Genomic DNA, 17,904 nt, shown 5'->3' on the forward strand with positions numbered 1-17,904 from the left:
ATTGAGTAAGACTTGTTCGTAATATAAGCTAGTCAAAAATAAAAGTTCAAGTACTTTTATTATATTTGATAATACGCTTATAATTTATAAGCCGTTTTAAGAAAAAGAAACTGGAAAATTTATTAATTTTTAAGTATCTTTTTTATTCTTTCAAAGTGATTCCTTAATAATTTATTATGAATAAATCTTCGAAAATTTTGACAGCTCCTATTTCTTATACTTTGGAAGAACTTTTACGTAAAAGAACTGGTGGCGCAATAAACTTTCGAGGTATCAACTATCAAATGCTTTACACCTGTCGGCTTTTACTTGTCGAACTTACAGATTCAAATACTCAAACGAAAATAAGATTGGAAGGCATTGAAGACGCCGATCTAATTCGTCCAGCTTTAACAGTGGACAGCCACAATTATATACAGCTGAAATCCTCCGATAACAAAATCAATGCAGCTGATTTCTGGGCAATGGGTGTACTGCAAAATTTTATTCCAATATATCTCTCAGACAAGCAGAGTACTTTCACACTGGTTTACAATTTTAAGATAGCAGAAGGTCTCTTAAAGGAATTATTTGAGTCAAGGTTAAGTTTGAGGGCTTTCGAGCATTGGCAGAGAAAAATAAAACAAGCCTTTGAAAATAAATTTGACATTAAGGACTTTCTACAAAAAATTACCTATGAAAAACACACGGTAACAGAACTTAATCAGGAGTTAAACAAACAGCTGTACAAAAACTGGAATGTTAACCGGGGAACCGAAATGCAGTTTATTAACGGTTTGTCCTACCATGTGCTTCAATGGTCCCAAAAACGTGAAACCATCGGGCATCAAAATCTTGTTAGTCTCTTTGCTGATATAAATGATGCTTTTTCCAAAGCTGCTGTAAATGATGCTGTCAGGCATAAATGGATTGAATCCGTAGATTACATAAGTAGTAGCCAAGGCGATGCTGATAATTATTATGAAGGCAAGGCTGCACAGCCTTACCATATAGCCTCAGGATTGCCGGCACGAAGAAAATTTTGGGAGAAAAAAATATATGACACCTTAAAATCAAGCGATGTGGTGATCGTACGCTCATCAAGCGGGCAGGGTAAATCCACAATGGCCTGGCAAATCGGCTACAACCTTTGTCAGCAGCATACTGTTTACCGCATAAACAGCCTTAGAAACCACGAGCAATCCAACGCCATTACTGAATTTATAGAGTCACGGGTTGCTATCGGCCAATATCCTCTTGTAATCATAGACGGCTTATCCTCTGCTGTGGAATATTGGGGAACACTAGTGGAGCATACCGCACAACTGCCTGTAAAATATATTATTACTTCACGTCATGAAGACTGGATGCGCTATGGAGCCGATATATCCCGGATATCGGTACGGCATATCGATATTTCCCTTTCTGCAGAGGAAGCCGCAGAAATATTCAGGCAGTTCAGGAGTAAAGGAAAGATACATCCCGATATCTCTGAATGGCAGCCCGTTTGGGAACAGGTTAGCCAGAGAGGCCTGCTTATTGAATATACCTTTCTCCTTACACGTGGGCAGATGATACAGGATCGGATTGATGCCCAGATAAAAACGCTTAATCAACGTACAGGGGCACCCGCCAAAATAGAAATACTCAGGATGGTATCGCTGGCAGATTCCCTTAATATAAAAATCAATACCGCACAACTCCTTCGTTACATTTCCGCAACGACAGGTTTTACAGAAGACCGAGGAGAAGTACTTTCTGAACTTCAAAACGAATATTTCCTGAGTTTTGAAAATACTTTTATCGAAGGCCTGCATCCGGTACGCTCCATACACATGCGTGATATACTTCACAGGAGCCTTCCTTTATCCGAGTCACTTACCAACCTCTATCCCATACTTGATCAAAACGATACCGAAGATTTCTTCATAGCTGCTCCACTGCTCCTTGAGCAGGCGGACCGCCATGCTTTTTACAGTAAAATGGCCGATCTCCTTAAGGAGCTGCCTTACACTGCACTTGCAAAAGCACTTGATGGCATTGCCCATGGAGAACCTCAAAAGTATTGGCTGGAGAATAAGCATATCTACGACCGGGCATTCCAAAGAGGAGGATTACTGCTTTTTACCCTTCATACTGTTCCGGGACTTAATTTAAATACATTCGAAAGCCTGATCAACATCGTCCCTGAAGGTATGCGTAAAAATCTCGAGTATTATCTTGAAATCCTGAAAGAGCTGCCGCCATATAATCCTGATACTACTGATGTTTCCTGTTTTGCCGCAATGCTAAGGGAAGCTCTTAGTAAAAGGGAAATACGGGCACTCTCCTATTCAGGACTGGGTGACCTTTCCAAGTGGTTTGGAAAATTAAAGATAGACATCAGCTTTTTGCACCCATTTGACCCAAGTAATCTCCATACAAGTCTGGGCAATATGTCTTTGGAACAGGCCCAGGGACTCATGCAGTTCCACAGGATATTCCATCCGGTTAAATTTCAGAATTTCACAAAAAAACATATGAAAGATATTCTCAACTATCTCAGAAAAGCAACCAGTACCTTATCGCTAAAACAGGAAGGAAAGGATATTGTTATGAAATATCTCATAGATGGCAGTGAAGGAATATCTTCCAATGACCTAAGTGTCAGACGAATCGAAGTTGTGTTTGATTTTCTGCCCTTTTTCAAAACCTACAGAGCTGCCGCTTTAATGCTGCCGTATCCATCGATGGAAATAGTTGAACACACTTTGCGGGATTCAGAGAAAAGTATGACTCCCCAAAATATAATAGATCGTTTCGAGAGCCGTTATAATCGTATCTGGACAGATACCATTGAAAAGAACTATGAAGAAGGTTCGGCATATCAGTGGCAGAAAAACATCCTTAATATTCGTGATATTGCCATGGAATGGGTCCAGAACTTCCTAAAACTTACCGATGGCATCTTTGAAGCCAACATATCCAAACGCGATGGTGCCCTGAGGGCTTTTGAGGTTTCAAGGGAAAAACTCGGTCTTAGCACAAATTCCGTTAAACCATATCCAAGTTATGGACGGAAAATGCCTGATAATCAAAAACGTGCAACTATTGAAAAACCAATTAAAAATTGGATCAGTTCTCTTAGTAATTCCAACAATCAGGTTTATAGCCTATTCTCTCCAAAAGGGGACAATGACCGCAATGTAGCCTCCATTAACTTAAAAGCCGTGTTCTTTAACTTAGAGCAAATGCAGAAGGCATTCCACGAAATGGAGAAACTAACGATCGCTTATTTTGATTCCGCTTCAAGGGACCGACAGGAGATTGTGCTTTTCACAAGGCTCTACCATAGTGTACTTTATACTATGGCACACCTGCCAATTGAGAAGCAGTCAAAAGTAGCTGTGGCTAAAAAAAGTATTGAGCTCTGGTATCATAATTTCCAACGTGACCGTATTGGCCAACTCTCTTCAATACTTAATGATGCGGAGCAGATTACTGGAACCAGGCTTACAGCCCCAAGACAATTCATAGAAACTGAAACCCTAATCACTGTACCCATTGCAGTAGAGGGTGCAGATTTTCAGGATGAAGCATCTTTAGTGAAACTATTGGCAGCACTAAGTCCTCTAGCAGAGTACCCGGCAACTTTTTTCACATTGGTCCGTGTTTCAAATAGTACGATAACACATGCGGTACGGACCTCCAAAGATTTCTTTATTACAATGCAGCGGTTACTTATTTCCGGAAATGGCAAAGGGTTAAAAATGGAAACCATATACCCTATGCTGCCAACCAGTGAATTATTGCCTTGCTTTCCCGGGCTGAAAGTTGTTCCAATGCTGTCAAGCGAAGAATCCGAAAAAAAGTCGCAAATAATAATGGAGCTGTGGAAATTGAATCAGGCACATAAAACACTTGATACCCGTCAGGCATTTGACAAAGCATGGCTATTGGATCTCAGGGAAAGCTGCAATAAAAAAATCAATTCCAGTCTTCACGAAGCAAAAATAAGCAGTGAAAGTGAATTTGCATCATGGGTTGCTACCGTCTTCGAATCAGGAAGTACAATATCGGAAAATGATTTTCTGAATAAGATAATACAAATCACTCAGGAGCATACCGGCAACAACCCTGTTTCCTCATAAAACAGCTGTGATTTACAGCTCAAGGTTATCCTGAAGATCAGTACCAAGGTTTCCTGCAACCATAGTATAGGGATGATCCTCCCACACAAGGTCATATCCCAATATTACCGTACCACGCAGTTTCTCGGATTCTTTATCGATAATGTCCTGAAGCAGATTATTCCTTTCTTGCTGTTTTATATTGATATAAGGATAACCGACAATAGCATAACATCTCCGCTCAGGACCGCTGAGCATACGCATGTAATTATGTTTAAGAGGCATACTGCCGTGCTTTATGTTACTCTTAAGCTCGTTGAGTTTCTTCTCGAACATCTGTTGATCCTCCTTGGCAACATTCAAAAGGATAAAAGAAGACTGCAGCCACATCGGCCTCTTAGACTCCTCAAGAGAACGTAATATGTCTTCCCAATAGGGAGACTTTTCCAGAACTGGCTTGGGTAGAGTTACCCCCCTGGATTTGCCTATTATATAGGGATCCAGTTCCTTGGATTTCAATGTCAGGTTCATCCACATTGAATTGTCGTATTCGGTTATCCCAATATTGAATCCTGTTCCGAGGTAGAAACTAAAAAGATCCAACTCATCCCCCTGAAAGCTCACATGAGCTTCAAATTCGCGTCTGCGTGAGAGATAATGAATTTTTTCTGCCTGCATTGGAAGCAACTCAAAAATAATTTCAAGGTCGGTAATGCTTATCGACGGCGCAAGTTCATTAAGACCACTGTTAATTACACCTGCCTCAATGAGCTTTTTCAGGTTGCAGCCAATAGAACCTAAGTTCGACAGCGTGACACCCAGCGGTACATAATATCTTATTTTGGTGGCATCAACTACATTTTTTTTTCCGGACTTGGTTTTGAAATTATGTATTTTCTTGTTGTCCTTTAAAAACTTTTCAAAGCGTATTGCCTGATTCGATGGAGCCTCGACCAGATATTTAAGCGTTCCAAACAAGCGGTCAGGAGCGCCTCTTTTTGCCGGAGGGCTCACCGTTCCTGATTTTGCCTCCACAATCAGGGCAAAGTCATCAATAATAACCAGAAGGTCATTCTCATAAAGTCTGTCGCTGTCGGAACCTTTCCACATGCTGCCGGAAAAAATCTCGCTGCCAGGAAAAGCATCCCTGAACAATTTTTCTAGTTTATCTTCCAAGTATTTCCCTTTTTCAGCCGCATATTGATTCTTAAGTTTTAGGTCAGTGTTGAGCGCGTTCTCCAGAATATCCATTCCCAAATGAGGAAAAAGAAAAGTAATTGCAGAAAAATAAGAACCGTCATCCAGCTTAATAAAAGGCTTTTGATGTACTGGATTATTCAAAAATATATGGTTCTTATCCGAGCCTTCTAAATCTGCGAAACCAAAAGAAAGTGCATCAAAAATCTCGACAGTCAAATCCCTGTCTATTGCTGTTTTACTTACGGATTGAATATCCTCTACAGTAAAGGTTAATAAATCTCTTAGCACAAGATCTGCATGCTGCATCATAATACTTTGCAGTCGACGTAAGTTTTTACCAAAATGTTTCCACATATTCTCCCTTTCTATAGCAGAAGTTCGTCTTACATGCGGAAAAGCAGTCTCGTAATGATTGAAAACATCATTATAGTTTTTTGCCTTTAACATCGGGTGCATCTTTACAATGTGGCTCGTTATCCTGTCATTAGTAATTTCGTTCAGGTCAAAAAGAAGATTTAGAAGAGTCACTGGATCATACCCTTTTGAAGTGATAAAACGCTCCCCAATAATACTAGCAAGATCAAGGGCGACCTCTTTCATCTGATGCTCATAAGCCCAGTTGCGGACAGCCAGGGTATGCATCATCATCTCCATCCGCAGCGAAAATCGGGAAATATCATCCAAATTTTCGGCCTTTTCATTTAAACTAAAATAACTTAAGGAAAGGTTATTATTCAGGCCAATAAGCAATTTTTTAAAACTGTTGACCTCATTCTGCAGTGGCTTGGCCGAGATAGTATTTGGTTGAAACAATGCCAGACATTGCAATACTTCCAGCATAAAAGGATGGAAATCAAGCTTGCCATCAATTGCTTCTCGGTCAATACCCTCAGGTCCGGCCATAAAGTACAGCAGACAGACAGAGCAAAGGTACATCGCGTCATATTCCTTAAAATATAACATCAATTCCTCATATTGCTTCTCAAATTCTTCTCCCGCCTCCTTGGCAATTTTCAGAAAATACCCCTTACGCTCTTCAAAAGTCAGCTCTTCCACAATAGGATTGGGAAAACTGTAAAGATTTTGTTTGACTACCTCGTAAGGCTTGTATTGTTTTTTCTTTGGATTTTTTTGTGGACTTTTTTTGGTTCCTTTTTTCCTTTTTCTGCTTTGCGGCATAACAGTAAGTTTTTAAATATTTAAACATGCAATTTTGCCGTTCTTTTCTGGTAATAGCTTTAATTAAAGTGCCAATTACGGCTGTTATCTTTATTATTTATTTCCTGTAATGATAAACAGATATATAAACAAAATTTATAGTAGTCCTCACTTCTAGCTAAGATATTTTTAAATTAGATTTATTAAAAATCAGTACAACCATAAGCCGTGTTATTAATCTTTTATATGATTTCAAGAATAACATTCTCATTACTAGAATCTAAAACTGCCCTGGGGTTTTGCACATAATTAAGTTCATTTTTGATATATTCCGAAACGGTTTTTGAAAGATAGTCCATTAACAACCTGTCCGTGATATATTTATCATTCCGAAGAACCTCTGGAATATTTCCGCTGATAGCATTAACCAGATGATGAGTCCATACACCGTTCATTAATACATCACTCGAGTAAGAACTCTGTCCTGGCTGGCAGGAAAGAAATGTTCCATAGTATGGAAAATCGTTTGTTAGTAAAAGAAGTTCTTCCTCATTAATATCGGAAATTTCGTTCCTACCATTCTCATCTTTAAAGCTCTGAGCACAAGCATCAATAAAGATCAAAGCAGTTTTACATTTTGAATTTCTCAAAGGATCCAGAAGAATCTTTCGAAGAGATACTGCAGTTTCGGAGATATTGTGCTTATGCATGTCATAGGTTGAAAGGAAATTGCTAACCCCATTATGAAAGCCATGACCAACGTAATAAAAAATTAATCGGTCATTTTCTTTCAGATAATGAAACAATTGTAATAAATCATATTCTAAGCTGACTTTCAATGCTTCCTCATTTACAAACATATGAATATCTTCTTCGCTCACTTTCATATGATCTTTGAGGACATTCTTAAATCTCAAAGCGTCGGAATTGGCATATTTAACATTGGAAATAGTACCTTGAGGCCTTGGGGCATAATTTTCAATACTAATTATGATGGCTACAGTACGATCATACTTTGTTTGTTTAAAATTGAATGCCACCTGCTCATTAGTCCGGGCTGCTAAGGTTGCTGCCTCCTCCCTGATAAATTTTTGCCCATTAAATAAAACATCTTCATTAGCTTTTTCTGTTGAAATAACAAAAATCGAATCTTCACCCTTTTTTACCCATCCGTATGTGATAACAGGAATTGGAGAAAGTAGGGAAACAGCCTTTTTAATTATTTCTGCCACCCTGAAATCTGAACTTAAACCAACCATCTCATTTGATCCTGAGCCTCCTTCTTTGAGGCCGAAAATCAAGGTCCCGCCCTCTGTATTGGCAAAAGAGGATATTATCCTGGCTGTCTTTTCAGGTGCAAACGGCACAGCACTGAAATCTAATACTTCCGATTTGGGCTTATCTATCATCAGATCAAAATCAGTGTCCGAAATCACATTATTTTTTATTGGAATTCTATTGATGCCTGTTTTCTTTAATAGCTTCCCTAATGTAATCTGCTGGGGAATATTAATGCCATCTTCACACCAAAACTCAGCATCAGCATAGTCCAGAACATCGAATTCAGACGTATAAAAAACAAGCACCTGGTCACCATCTGATGGTCTTGCAACAACAGCTATCTCATTTCCATTTTTGATGATTCCCCCAATTATACTCTCTGCAATGGGATAGCTGCCTGAAAAATCATATTCCTGAAGTGATGAAAGATATTTTTCAACGTTTTTAACCGCTCTTGAGACAAGTTGCTGCACATATTGCATCTTTTCAAAATCAGGACGGGATAAATGAAAAAATTCAGGTGAAATACCACCTTCATTTACTGCGTTCTCTATCTGGGAAAAAGTTCTGAAATCTCCATAAACCGGAAGCTGCTTTTCAAGGGGCATTTGGTTATGCGCATGATCTGATCGTTGAAAAATCTGTTCTTCAGGAATGCTTATGCCTTCTTGATCAAAGTACCTTTGTATTTCACTTAAATCAGATCGAAGCAGAAAATCCAGTTTTTTATCATGTCCCTGAAGATTGAAGTACCTGCAGAGAATCTCGGGCAATTTAAGAAGTACACTATTTGCTGTCCAGGGAGCAGTTACATACAGACTCGGCATATCAAAATGAACATTGACATTTTTAACAAAGTCAATTCCATCATAAGTAATCTGAAGCTCATCTGTCTGGTAAATATTTAAATTCCCCGTCCTCGCTGCAAGATCCTTTAAAAATTCAATTGTGTTTTCATCGGCTGATTCACTTTCAATCCAATTTCTAAAATAGGGAATAATATTATGCATTGTCATAACTAAACTGCTGCAGTTAGTTTCTCCGGAAAAAACCAGATCAAAATCACTCTGAAACAGCACATTAATATTAAAACAATGCAGAAAAAATTCAAGTTCCGGATGCGTCTGGTTCTCTCCATTCAAACTCATAAAATTAAACTGGTCCTGAAAAACAGACTCATTTCCATCAATGAAATATTTCAGACTGCTGCATTCTATAAATTCATTTTTTGTACTGAGCAGCAATCCTGAGGCGGACCACTCTTTAACTTGCAAAATGTCTGCATCGCTCCAGTTGGCACATTGATCCAGTAACTTTTTGTATATATATTGTATGCGTCCGCTATTTTCTCTCTTTACTATCCCTTTTGAATTAAGGTCAAGCGCTATGCTTTGTAGAATTTTTAAATAGTCGCGAAGCTCTAGATTTGTCTTAAAAGAAAAAAATGACCTCCAGTCCTGAGTCAGCTCGGCGCCTAGGAAAACCGGCAGATATCCCCCCGAAGTCTGAAGAATTTCGTCCGAGTTAAGAAAAACATTATTCGAATTCTTTAATATTCCCATTACTGTAGGAATACAGTCAAAAGTCTGGATGTACCATTTTAGATACCCCTTTATTTCATTGCCGCGTGTTCTTCCCGGACGCCCTGGATTTCCCCAGTATGCTGTCGCACTTATATTGATATCATCCAGCTTTATATTTTTAATAACGTCCGACCAGAAGATTTTTGAAAATCCTACGTTCAAAGATTCATCAAGGAAAATTAATGTTGACAGGCTGCTGTATTCATCTGCTTTGAATGTGGATGTAAGAGGTTTAAAAAATTTGTCGTCTAATTCAAAAAACTCACTTTTAAAATCATAATGCCTCAAAAGAGACAAACGGGTCATTTTTACCGGGCACACAGCAGTAATTCCTTCCCTCACACCCATCATTTTAAAAAACCGTCGCCATTCGTCCACATTTCCACCAGCTGGCAAATATTGGTCAGTGATAAAAATATCATCTGCAATTTCAGATTCAAGGGGAAGCCTTGGAAAATAAGAATCGGCAAAATAACATTTCACAGCAGGAACAAGATTTCCCTGCATTGTCAATAGTTTTAGATCAGAAAGCTTTTCCAATTCCTCAATGCCGATTTCCCGTTTTACATAAAGGCTGAAAATACTCGCTATGGTTTCAATTGAATTTTCATGAGTGCTGTATGTTGAAGCATTTTCTACTATTGTTTTTCTAAAATAAGAAAGATCCGTTTTTTCACTTACACCTAACTGCTCAAGCCAGATTCTTGTTTCAGGGTTCTGTAATAAAAACTTTTGAACATCTAAATGAAGAAAGGAAATTTCACTCTCCGGATCATTCCAGTTTCTATCATCTGGTGCTGGAAAATAAATGTTATTAGGATAATGAAGCTTTCCTTTATGATCCATAATAAAAGGCCATTTTTTTATTATGATTTCAGAAACATTCTTCTGGCTTTCACTTTCACACAACTGTTTTAAAAATGCTATAAGCTGAATATTGCCTGAAAAGGTGTGACTCATAGCAAATACTTCAGATTCTAAAAGTTCAGGTACATTTTCCCATTCAAAACAGGCAGCACCAATGTCCTTGAAAGTTTTCCCGTAGACCGTATAGGGAAGAAATGGGTTTAAATGTATATTTTTTCTATTATATTTGTCCATTACAAAACCTCTGATTACTGCTTCGGTTATGAAAGGTCTTTTGGAAATTGAAGTAAAATCAATTATGGACTGGCTGATCTTAATAAGTTCCTGCTGGTTTGTCAATATAAATGCCGTAGATGAAAAAGCTGTGGTTAACCCATTACTATAGGCACTTCCTAATGAATTTGGCAGGTTAGATTTTGACGGTATAAGTTCATAGGCATTCTGCCCATATTTTCCTTTAACCAGTTCCGCTATCCATTTTAATAATTCAACAGGAATATTTTCGAAAAGCCACTGATTCCATTTAGAGTCTTCATGCAGTGTCTCCCTGTTCGAGCCAAGTACAAAACTACTGTTTACCAAAACAGGTATTGCATATCTTGCTTCCTCGGTAGGCAGATAGGAATAAAGCAGCCTTTCACTGCTGTCGAGTTTTTTTATTCCGTCATCCAACAGTTTTGCTGCAAATGTCAATTCTGTTTCTTTCAAATTAAGCAGTTTATCTGGAATATTCTTCTCCTGCCTGAGTTTAAGCCGTATTACTTCAGGTACCTCTAATTTTACAGTTCTAAGTAGCCAAGAAGCTTTACTGGTGCCATTTAATTTGATTTGAACAGTCTGGTCTTGCTCCTGTCTATCAAGGGTGATTTTACTGCTTATATTTTCCAAACGAAAATCCAATTCCTCAATTTTTTTGAGAAATAGATACATATTAACTTTTGATGCAAGTTCTTCTAAGCCTCTTTTTACGTTGTCTTTACCAGTTGCTAGAAAGATGATTGTAGCAACACTCCATCCTCCCTCGCTTAAAAATGTTCTGATTCTTTGGTCGATTTCTTCAATCTCGGTATAAATTGGTATGATATGCCAGGGAAATGAAAACTTTCTCTCATTATCTGCCTCCCATTCTTTTTGTGAGTTTCCCCAGTTCATGTTCCATCCGAAATCGTACTGCGAATCGAATCGAAAAAATTCTCCTGCGGAGTAAATTGTAACTCTTTCAGAATATCCGAAAACAGCCTTGAATCCTATTCCTTTGTAACCTGTCTTATCACTTAAGTTCTTTTTTGTGCCATCACTCACACCGCATATTCCTCTAAGATCTCTCTGATCAAATGGTTTACCTGTATGGGCTACAACAAGAAAATCACCAAAAAGCCTTACTCCAGCTTTGACTGATTCTCCAGAAATAGAGGAATCGTCAGCATTTTGCAGCAGTTCATATATAAATCTCTTTGAATCTGTGTACAGGTCAGCTGATAATGATTTTAAGGATTCTGCTTGATTTACAGCATGCTCAGGTTCTGCATACCCAATGTTTTTTTTGAAAATACTTTCAACATCATTTTTTAAGCTCATACATATTTTTATTTCTTTTCGAATATTATAGAATATCACATATTAGTCTCTGCATTTATTTCAACAGACAAAATCATTAATAGTAGTTAGTTTTCAATTCCTAAATCTGCTTTAAGTTCATGATTAATTAGCAAGTAACAAGAATGAGCAGCTGTTTTTTAGTTTACTACAATTACTTCTACGTTAAAATTGTTTTCGCCTTTTGTTCTTTCTCCGTTGAGGTCATTAAAATTCGAAATGTCGCGAGTTTTTTTGTATGGATCGTAGACAAAGCAAAATAGTTTTTTCATCCATTTACATTGATGATAAGATTCAAAATCAATCTTTAGCTGCTCAATAAAATGTGTTTCATTGGAATCTTTTACTTTAATCATTTTCACCTCAATTAGAATTTTTTCTTCTCGGAGTATAAGGTCAATTTTTGTCGATTTTCCGCCTACTTTGGGTATTGGGTCTTCATCTCGTATCTTTGGAAATATTGATTTTAATATTACATACAAAATATCTTGAACATCATATTCATCCTCTATCTTAAAATCTGGATGATTTAGCCGTCTTCCATTAATAATTTTTTGAATTGCATTGCTAAAATTATTCAGTACGTGACGTACCGTTTCCTCAGCGCTCTTGTTAACAAACTTTATTTGCAACAAAATACTTTCAATATCCTCCAACAAGATTTGTAGTTGAACATCAATATCAGTAGCTAATGTAATTTGCAGCGCTGTATTTAATTCTGTTTCCTTGATCGAATTTTCATCGAATACCGTCTTTATTAAAATTGCTAAAGGATTATTGTTTTGCACCAAAAGTTCTTTTGACAATTGAGCTTTCAAAGATGGTTCAATTTTGCTCAAAAAATATTTTTGTTTCAAATCACCTTGTTGAAACTTTTCAATCAATTGTTGACTCAGTTCTTTTTTAGCAGATAAATAAAGCCCGGAAAATTTGTAAATATTCGAAGTGGCACTTATTCCCTTAATCGGAGGTTTAGAAACTAATTCAATTACTTTTGAAATTTCAGCAGACTCTTTTTTATAACCAATCAATGCTATTTCTTCTTCTGGACTCAGCTCAAAAGGATGATTGGGCAAATCTTCAAAAGATTGGATATGCAAATAGGCTGCCAACTCAATATTCTTATATTGAATCAATCTTTCTCTATTCTGTTTTAATAGCTCTCTTAAATAAACCATAACTTTTCGCTTACTGCTTTTAATCGTTCATAATCCCATCCTTCTACTTTTTTAAGTTCTTCCGTCATTTTAGCCATTAAAGAAGGATACATTATGGTTACAGTTCTTTTAGAAGGCATATAACTCCTGTGCGATAAATGGGAAAACCAATAAACCTGTTTTGCTAAATAGAATAAACTTGTAAAGGTTGAACGTTTGTCTAAATCAATTTTTAAGGGTAAATCACTTTTACCAACAAAATGAAGCAATGCCGAATATTTACTTAGCTGAATATAAGTCCCCTGTCTGATATTATTATTTCCCTCGTTATTATACAATCGGAAATTATGTCCATAAGCTAAATGAACTAAGGCAAACTCGAAGTTAAAATTAGCAAACCTTTCTTTTAATTTGTTAATAGCTTTTATTTCGTATTCTTCGCTGGCTGATTTGAATAAATGAAAAATCAATCGAAATGTCCCCGATTTACTCATTTGCTCAACCAAAGGCTGTAATGTTTTAAAAAGGTGCTTTTCTAAATTCTCAGCATAATGGTCGAATGAAGAAAGAGGAGAACAATTTCCAGTCATATATCTACCATCATTATGAAATACTTGTGCAATTCCTAAAACAAATTGCCCGTTTTCTGTAAGTGTAGAACCAATTCCAATAACCAATTCATCTTTAAGTTTTTCTTCCTTTTCAATTGTCCAGGCCGTTCCTCCAAGTTTTGCATAAGAGTTAAGAGCAATATTTGTCATCGTAAACGCATTCAAATTTTGCCTAATAGTTTCAATCTGTATATCCTGCGTTGGTATTCCGTTGCCTATAAACTTTGCTTTGCAGACATAGTAAGGCGAATTGCTAGGACTTAACTTTTCTTGCGCTTCATTTACAATAACATAAACAAGATCACATTTAAGTAATGTTTCATCGTAGAGTACTTCTTTATAACTTTCTAAGTCTTTGTTGAGAATCGACTTGAAGTAAACGTTTAAAGAGTTGAAATGAAATATTTCTTTCAACTTTGCTTCAGTTTTTTTAACGAACCCTTCTGTTTCACCTTGGTATTCTAATGGGCAAATAATACCAATATTGATTTGCTTATTTTGATAAAGTTCTAATGAATAAGGCTGGTACGCTTTTACCATTTGATCGTAATATTGTAAGCCTTGTGTATTTTTGCGATTACTGTAAAAGTATCGTTGTGGCTTACCAATGATTTCCGATTTTATCAAGTCATCTTCAAAAGGTAGATATTTTTTTGAAATTGAATTGATCGCCAATCCAAAAGGTAATTGAATTTCCTCCTTGTTCTTTTCAAGCCATTTATAAAAGTTATCGATTACTGAAAATACTTTAGCGTTCCTGTTTTCATTATTTATAACTTGATCATAAATAGTAGTCGCACCTTTAGTTTCCAAAAATCTTTTTAATGATTGCCTGTTTGCATAAACTCGTTCTTCATCGCCTTTCAACCCCTGAATATCAATACCGTATTTTTCAAATTCTTGTCTGTTCCAAGTAAAAGAATTTTTAAGTGATGTGGATAATGAAAAGCCTAAAAGCAATTTATTTTCTTTATAAAAAAAACATGGAGAAAAATTTACAATTCTGTTGACTATCAATCCTTCAATATGACCATTTAATATGTCTTTTGGCGAATTAATTTCAAGAGAATTAGAGTGTTTATTCTTGAAAATTTTGTATCCTTTAGATTCTATGAAATCTATTATTGACCTTTCCATAATTTTTGAAAGCACTTTAACCTTCTCAGATAAATCAATTTTTATTGAATCAACATTTTTAGGAAGCCTGTCTTCTTCGTTCTTTTTCCAAATTAAAAACTTCTCGTCATCACGATAGAAGAAAAGATTAGGAAAATTATCTTTCAAATCAATGAATGCTTCTTTTGAAGCATGTTTACTGTATTCAATTGAATCAATTGAAACTGTCTTCGTAGGAACATCTACTTGATAAAAATTTAAAAATAGTCCACTCATTTTTTTTACTGTTCATTTTTTTTAAACCAAATACACTTTCTAAAATTTATCATTATGCTTATTTCTACTAACGAACTACCATTCATAAGTTTAAATATAACTTGGCACAAATAAGTCTTTACAATACTACACAAAAAAAGAATACTAAGAATGTGTTTTTCCGTAAATTGATATTTATTATTTTAATTCAAAAACTAAAATTATTGAAGAAACCACCACTACTAAAATATAGGAATTTAGTATTAGACACTAAATGGTTATGTGAGTATAAATTGCAGTTAAAATTAAAAGTTTTACTTATTCTTTGAATATATATTTCCACACAGAACTATTAAGAGTAAAAACTTTACCAGATAATTGTCCCTGTTCTGAAAAATGATGATTTTGTCAAAATAAAACTAAAACGCAATTTCTGTCAAATTTAGTTTTGAATTTATAAGAATTAGATGTTATCGTATACCTTTTATAAATATATGGATTATATCAAGTATTAATGTACCAAATTAAAAAAGACTAAATTTATCTAGAAATTTCAAAATATTAACTCTGGAGGAGCGATCTTACTATGAGTATTCACAACAAAATATTTTAGATGAAATTTTGTTACTGCATATAAGTAATAAAATCATATTTTTACCCTACTTAAAAAAGCTTTGATTTTTGCTAAATGCAATAAGTTATAGAGGATCAAAATACCTGAGTGAAAGATGATTTTCTTTTCATTTTTTGGATAGTTATAGAAATACTCACTGGTACTAGACTTCTACAAAGTTTGAGATAAAGATACTATGATAAATTATTTAGAAATAAAAGGATATAAATCTATAAAGAATTTAAAATTGGAGTTAAGACCCATTAATATTCTCATTGGTAGTAATGGGGTTGGAAAAAGTAATTTTGTTTCTTTTTTTAAACTGATAAATGCGATTTTTAATGAACGTCTACAACAATTTGTCCTAGAAGAGAATGCTGATAATTTGCTATATTTTGGAAGAAAAACGACTGAATTCTTATTTGGGAAATTAATTTTTGATAGCGGTCAAGGAAATAATAATGCCTATCGTTTTAATTTGGCGCAGACAAAAGAGGGAGGTCTATTTTTTGAATCAGAATCATCTGGCTATAATGTCAATAGGGAAAGTAGAACCAGTGGCTACTACACTACTTATGCGTTACAAGAAAGTAATATTCCAAAAAATTCTTCCTATAGAAATAATTACCTTAGTCGCCATCTTAAAAATATACAAGCATTTCATTTTCACGACACCTCTGCAACATCTTATTTAAGGAGACCATGTGATGTAGATGACAACTTATATTTGAAGCAAGATGGACGTAATTTACCAGCTTTCTTATATTTATTAAAGGTTAATCACCCTAAAGTTTACGGTCGCATTGAAAAAACAATACAATCTGTCGCACCATATATCGATCGATTTATTCTCGAACCCAATAGAAATAGAAATAACGACAATGAAATAGCATTGCGCTGGATCGACAAAGGAGATCCTGAAAGCAATTTTTCTGCATATCAATTATCTGATGGTACATTGCGTTTTATAGCTTTGGCTACTTTACTTCTTCAACCAAATCCGCCTTCAGTAATCATAATAGACGAACCTGAATTGGGATTACATCCATTCGCAATTAATATATTATCTGGGATGGTACAAATTGCATCAAGTAAAGCCCAGATAATTGTGGCGACTCAATCTCCTGGATTAATAAGTAATTTTAAACCTGAAGATGTAATTGCCATCGATCGTAATATCGAAGAAAACCAGACAGTTTTTAAAAGGCTTAATTCTGAGGATCTAAATGTATGGCTTCAAGAATTCGCATTGGGCGACTTATGGGAAAGAAATATTATCAATTCTGGCCAACCTTTTATAAAAAGATAATATGAAAAGAATTATTATTATTTGCGAAGGTCAAACAGAACAGCAGTTTTGCAACGATGTTTTACAATCCTACTTTAATTTAAAAAACATCTTTTTACAAAATCCAACTATTTCAAAAACTGGAGGAGGAATTGTAAATTGGGAAGCTTTAAAACATCAGGTGGTAACGCATCTAAAGCAAGATTCAACTTCAATAGTAACAACTTTGATAGATTTTTATGGTATTCATGCAAATCATAAATATCCGAATTGGCAAGTAGCCAAACTGCAACAAGACAAAAGTGTTGGAATGGATTTAATGGAGGAAGGAATGCAACTCGATATACCTGAAGATTTACGAAAGAGATTTGTGCCATATGTTCAATTGCATGAATTTGAAGCGATCCTTTTTAGTGACATCAATGTTTATGACAACAACTTTGAACCTGATGAATTTTTAGATTATAAATACCTAGTTGATACTATAAATGACAATGCAAATCCTGAAATGATAAATGATGGTGTCGAAACTGCGCCTTCAAAAAGATTATCTAAAATTTTAAAGGGTTATTATTCTGACAATGAAAACATGAAAGTATTTTATGGATCATTACTATCTCATGATATAGGAATTTTACAAATTAAGAACAAATGTCCCCGTTTTAATGAATGGCTGTCAAAACTAGAAAACATTTAATGATAGGAAATTTTACAAACGTTTGTAAGATATCTCATTGATAAGTTCCATTAGAATATTTCATATGATTTTTGTTTTATTTAAGCAGTGTTCTTAAGAGTTTTCTTTTAAAAATCTTGAAGTACACTTTTTTTTCTGTGCCTGCTCTTATGTAACATATTAAGCCTAGCATTTATTAGGAGTCTTAATAAATCAAAGCGGAACCTCTTCCTCTGCAAAGCATAGTTTATAAACTATCTACCAACCAATCTCCCCCTTCACCGGCCAAAACCAAAATAAAAACAGTCTGAGAAAAAACTAACTAACTAACTAACTAACTAACTAACTAACTAACTAACTAACTAACTAACTAACTAACTAACTAACTAACTAACTAACTAACTAACTAACTAAC

General features: G+C 35.4%; 7 protein-coding genes. 3 read left to right on the forward strand and 4 right to left on the reverse strand.

The genetic code is table 11. The features are described from left to right. Window positions 1-176: 176 nt before the first annotated feature. On the forward strand, window positions 177-4,109 hold the full coding sequence (locus tag J2Y38_RS10440) for a hypothetical protein (RefSeq protein ID WP_309842041.1): 3,933 nt from the start codon (window positions 177-179) through the stop codon (window positions 4,107-4,109). A 12-nt stretch (window positions 4,110-4,121) separates the two neighbouring features. Here the strand turns inward: J2Y38_RS10440 and J2Y38_RS10445 are convergent, their stop codons facing one another. From J2Y38_RS10445 to J2Y38_RS10460, 4 genes are all read right to left on the reverse strand, one after another. Next, the gene (locus J2Y38_RS10445) at window positions 4,122-6,467 is read right to left on the reverse strand and encodes a hypothetical protein (RefSeq protein WP_309842044.1); all 2,346 of its coding nucleotides are present in this window, start codon (window positions 6,465-6,467) and stop codon (window positions 4,122-4,124) included. Window positions 6,468-6,688: 221 nt separating this feature from the next. Next, a complete protein-coding gene (locus J2Y38_RS10450; protein WP_309842045.1) occupies window positions 6,689-11,755 on the reverse strand; it encodes a sacsin N-terminal ATP-binding-like domain-containing protein in 5,067 nt (1,688 codons plus the stop codon). A gap of 158 nt (window positions 11,756-11,913) precedes the next feature. Then, window positions 11,914-12,951: a hypothetical protein gene (locus J2Y38_RS10455; RefSeq protein ID WP_309842048.1), complete on the reverse strand. Its 1,038-nt coding sequence runs from the start codon at window positions 12,949-12,951 to the stop codon at window positions 11,914-11,916. Further along, a complete protein-coding gene (locus J2Y38_RS10460; protein WP_309842051.1) occupies window positions 12,939-14,933 on the reverse strand; it encodes a Piwi domain-containing protein in 1,995 nt (664 codons plus the stop codon). Before J2Y38_RS10460 ends, J2Y38_RS10455 begins: the two co-directional genes overlap by 13 nt. Before the next feature lie 788 nt (window positions 14,934-15,721). On the opposite strand from J2Y38_RS10460, the gene J2Y38_RS10465 reads away from it, so the two are divergent. Both J2Y38_RS10465 and J2Y38_RS10470 read left to right on the forward strand, forming a co-directional pair. Beyond that, window positions 15,722-16,834, forward strand: a complete 1,113-nt coding sequence (locus J2Y38_RS10465; RefSeq protein ID WP_309842054.1) for an AAA family ATPase — start codon at window positions 15,722-15,724, stop codon at window positions 16,832-16,834. A 1-nt stretch (window position 16,835) separates the two neighbouring features. After that, window positions 16,836-17,510 carry a DUF4276 family protein gene (locus tag J2Y38_RS10470; protein WP_309842056.1) on the forward strand — a complete coding sequence of 225 codons (675 nt, stop codon included), beginning with the start codon at window positions 16,836-16,838 and terminating at the stop codon, window positions 17,508-17,510. Window positions 17,511-17,904 lie beyond the last annotated feature (394 nt).

It is taken from the genome of Flavobacterium sp. 2755, from assembly GCF_031455715.1.
Taxonomy (GTDB): Bacteria; Bacteroidota; Bacteroidia; order Flavobacteriales; family Flavobacteriaceae; genus Flavobacterium.

Bases quoted from the DNA above. Each gene is read 5' to 3' on its own strand.
- J2Y38_RS10440 (WP_309842041.1), top strand. From the start codon at position 177: ATGAATAAATCTTCGAAAATTTTGACAGCTCCTATTTCTTATACTTTG.
- J2Y38_RS10445 (WP_309842044.1), bottom strand. From the start codon at position 6,467: ATGCCGCAAAGCAGAAAAAGGAAAAAAGGAACCAAAAAAAGTCCACAA.
- J2Y38_RS10450 (WP_309842045.1), bottom strand. From the start codon at position 11,755: ATGAGCTTAAAAAATGATGTTGAAAGTATTTTCAAAAAAAACATTGGG.
- J2Y38_RS10455 (WP_309842048.1), bottom strand. From the start codon at position 12,951: ATGGTTTATTTAAGAGAGCTATTAAAACAGAATAGAGAAAGATTGATT.
- J2Y38_RS10460 (WP_309842051.1), bottom strand. From the start codon at position 14,933: ATGAGTGGACTATTTTTAAATTTTTATCAAGTAGATGTTCCTACGAAG.
- J2Y38_RS10465 (WP_309842054.1), top strand. From the start codon at position 15,722: ATGATAAATTATTTAGAAATAAAAGGATATAAATCTATAAAGAATTTA.
- J2Y38_RS10470 (WP_309842056.1), top strand. From the start codon at position 16,836: ATGAAAAGAATTATTATTATTTGCGAAGGTCAAACAGAACAGCAGTTT.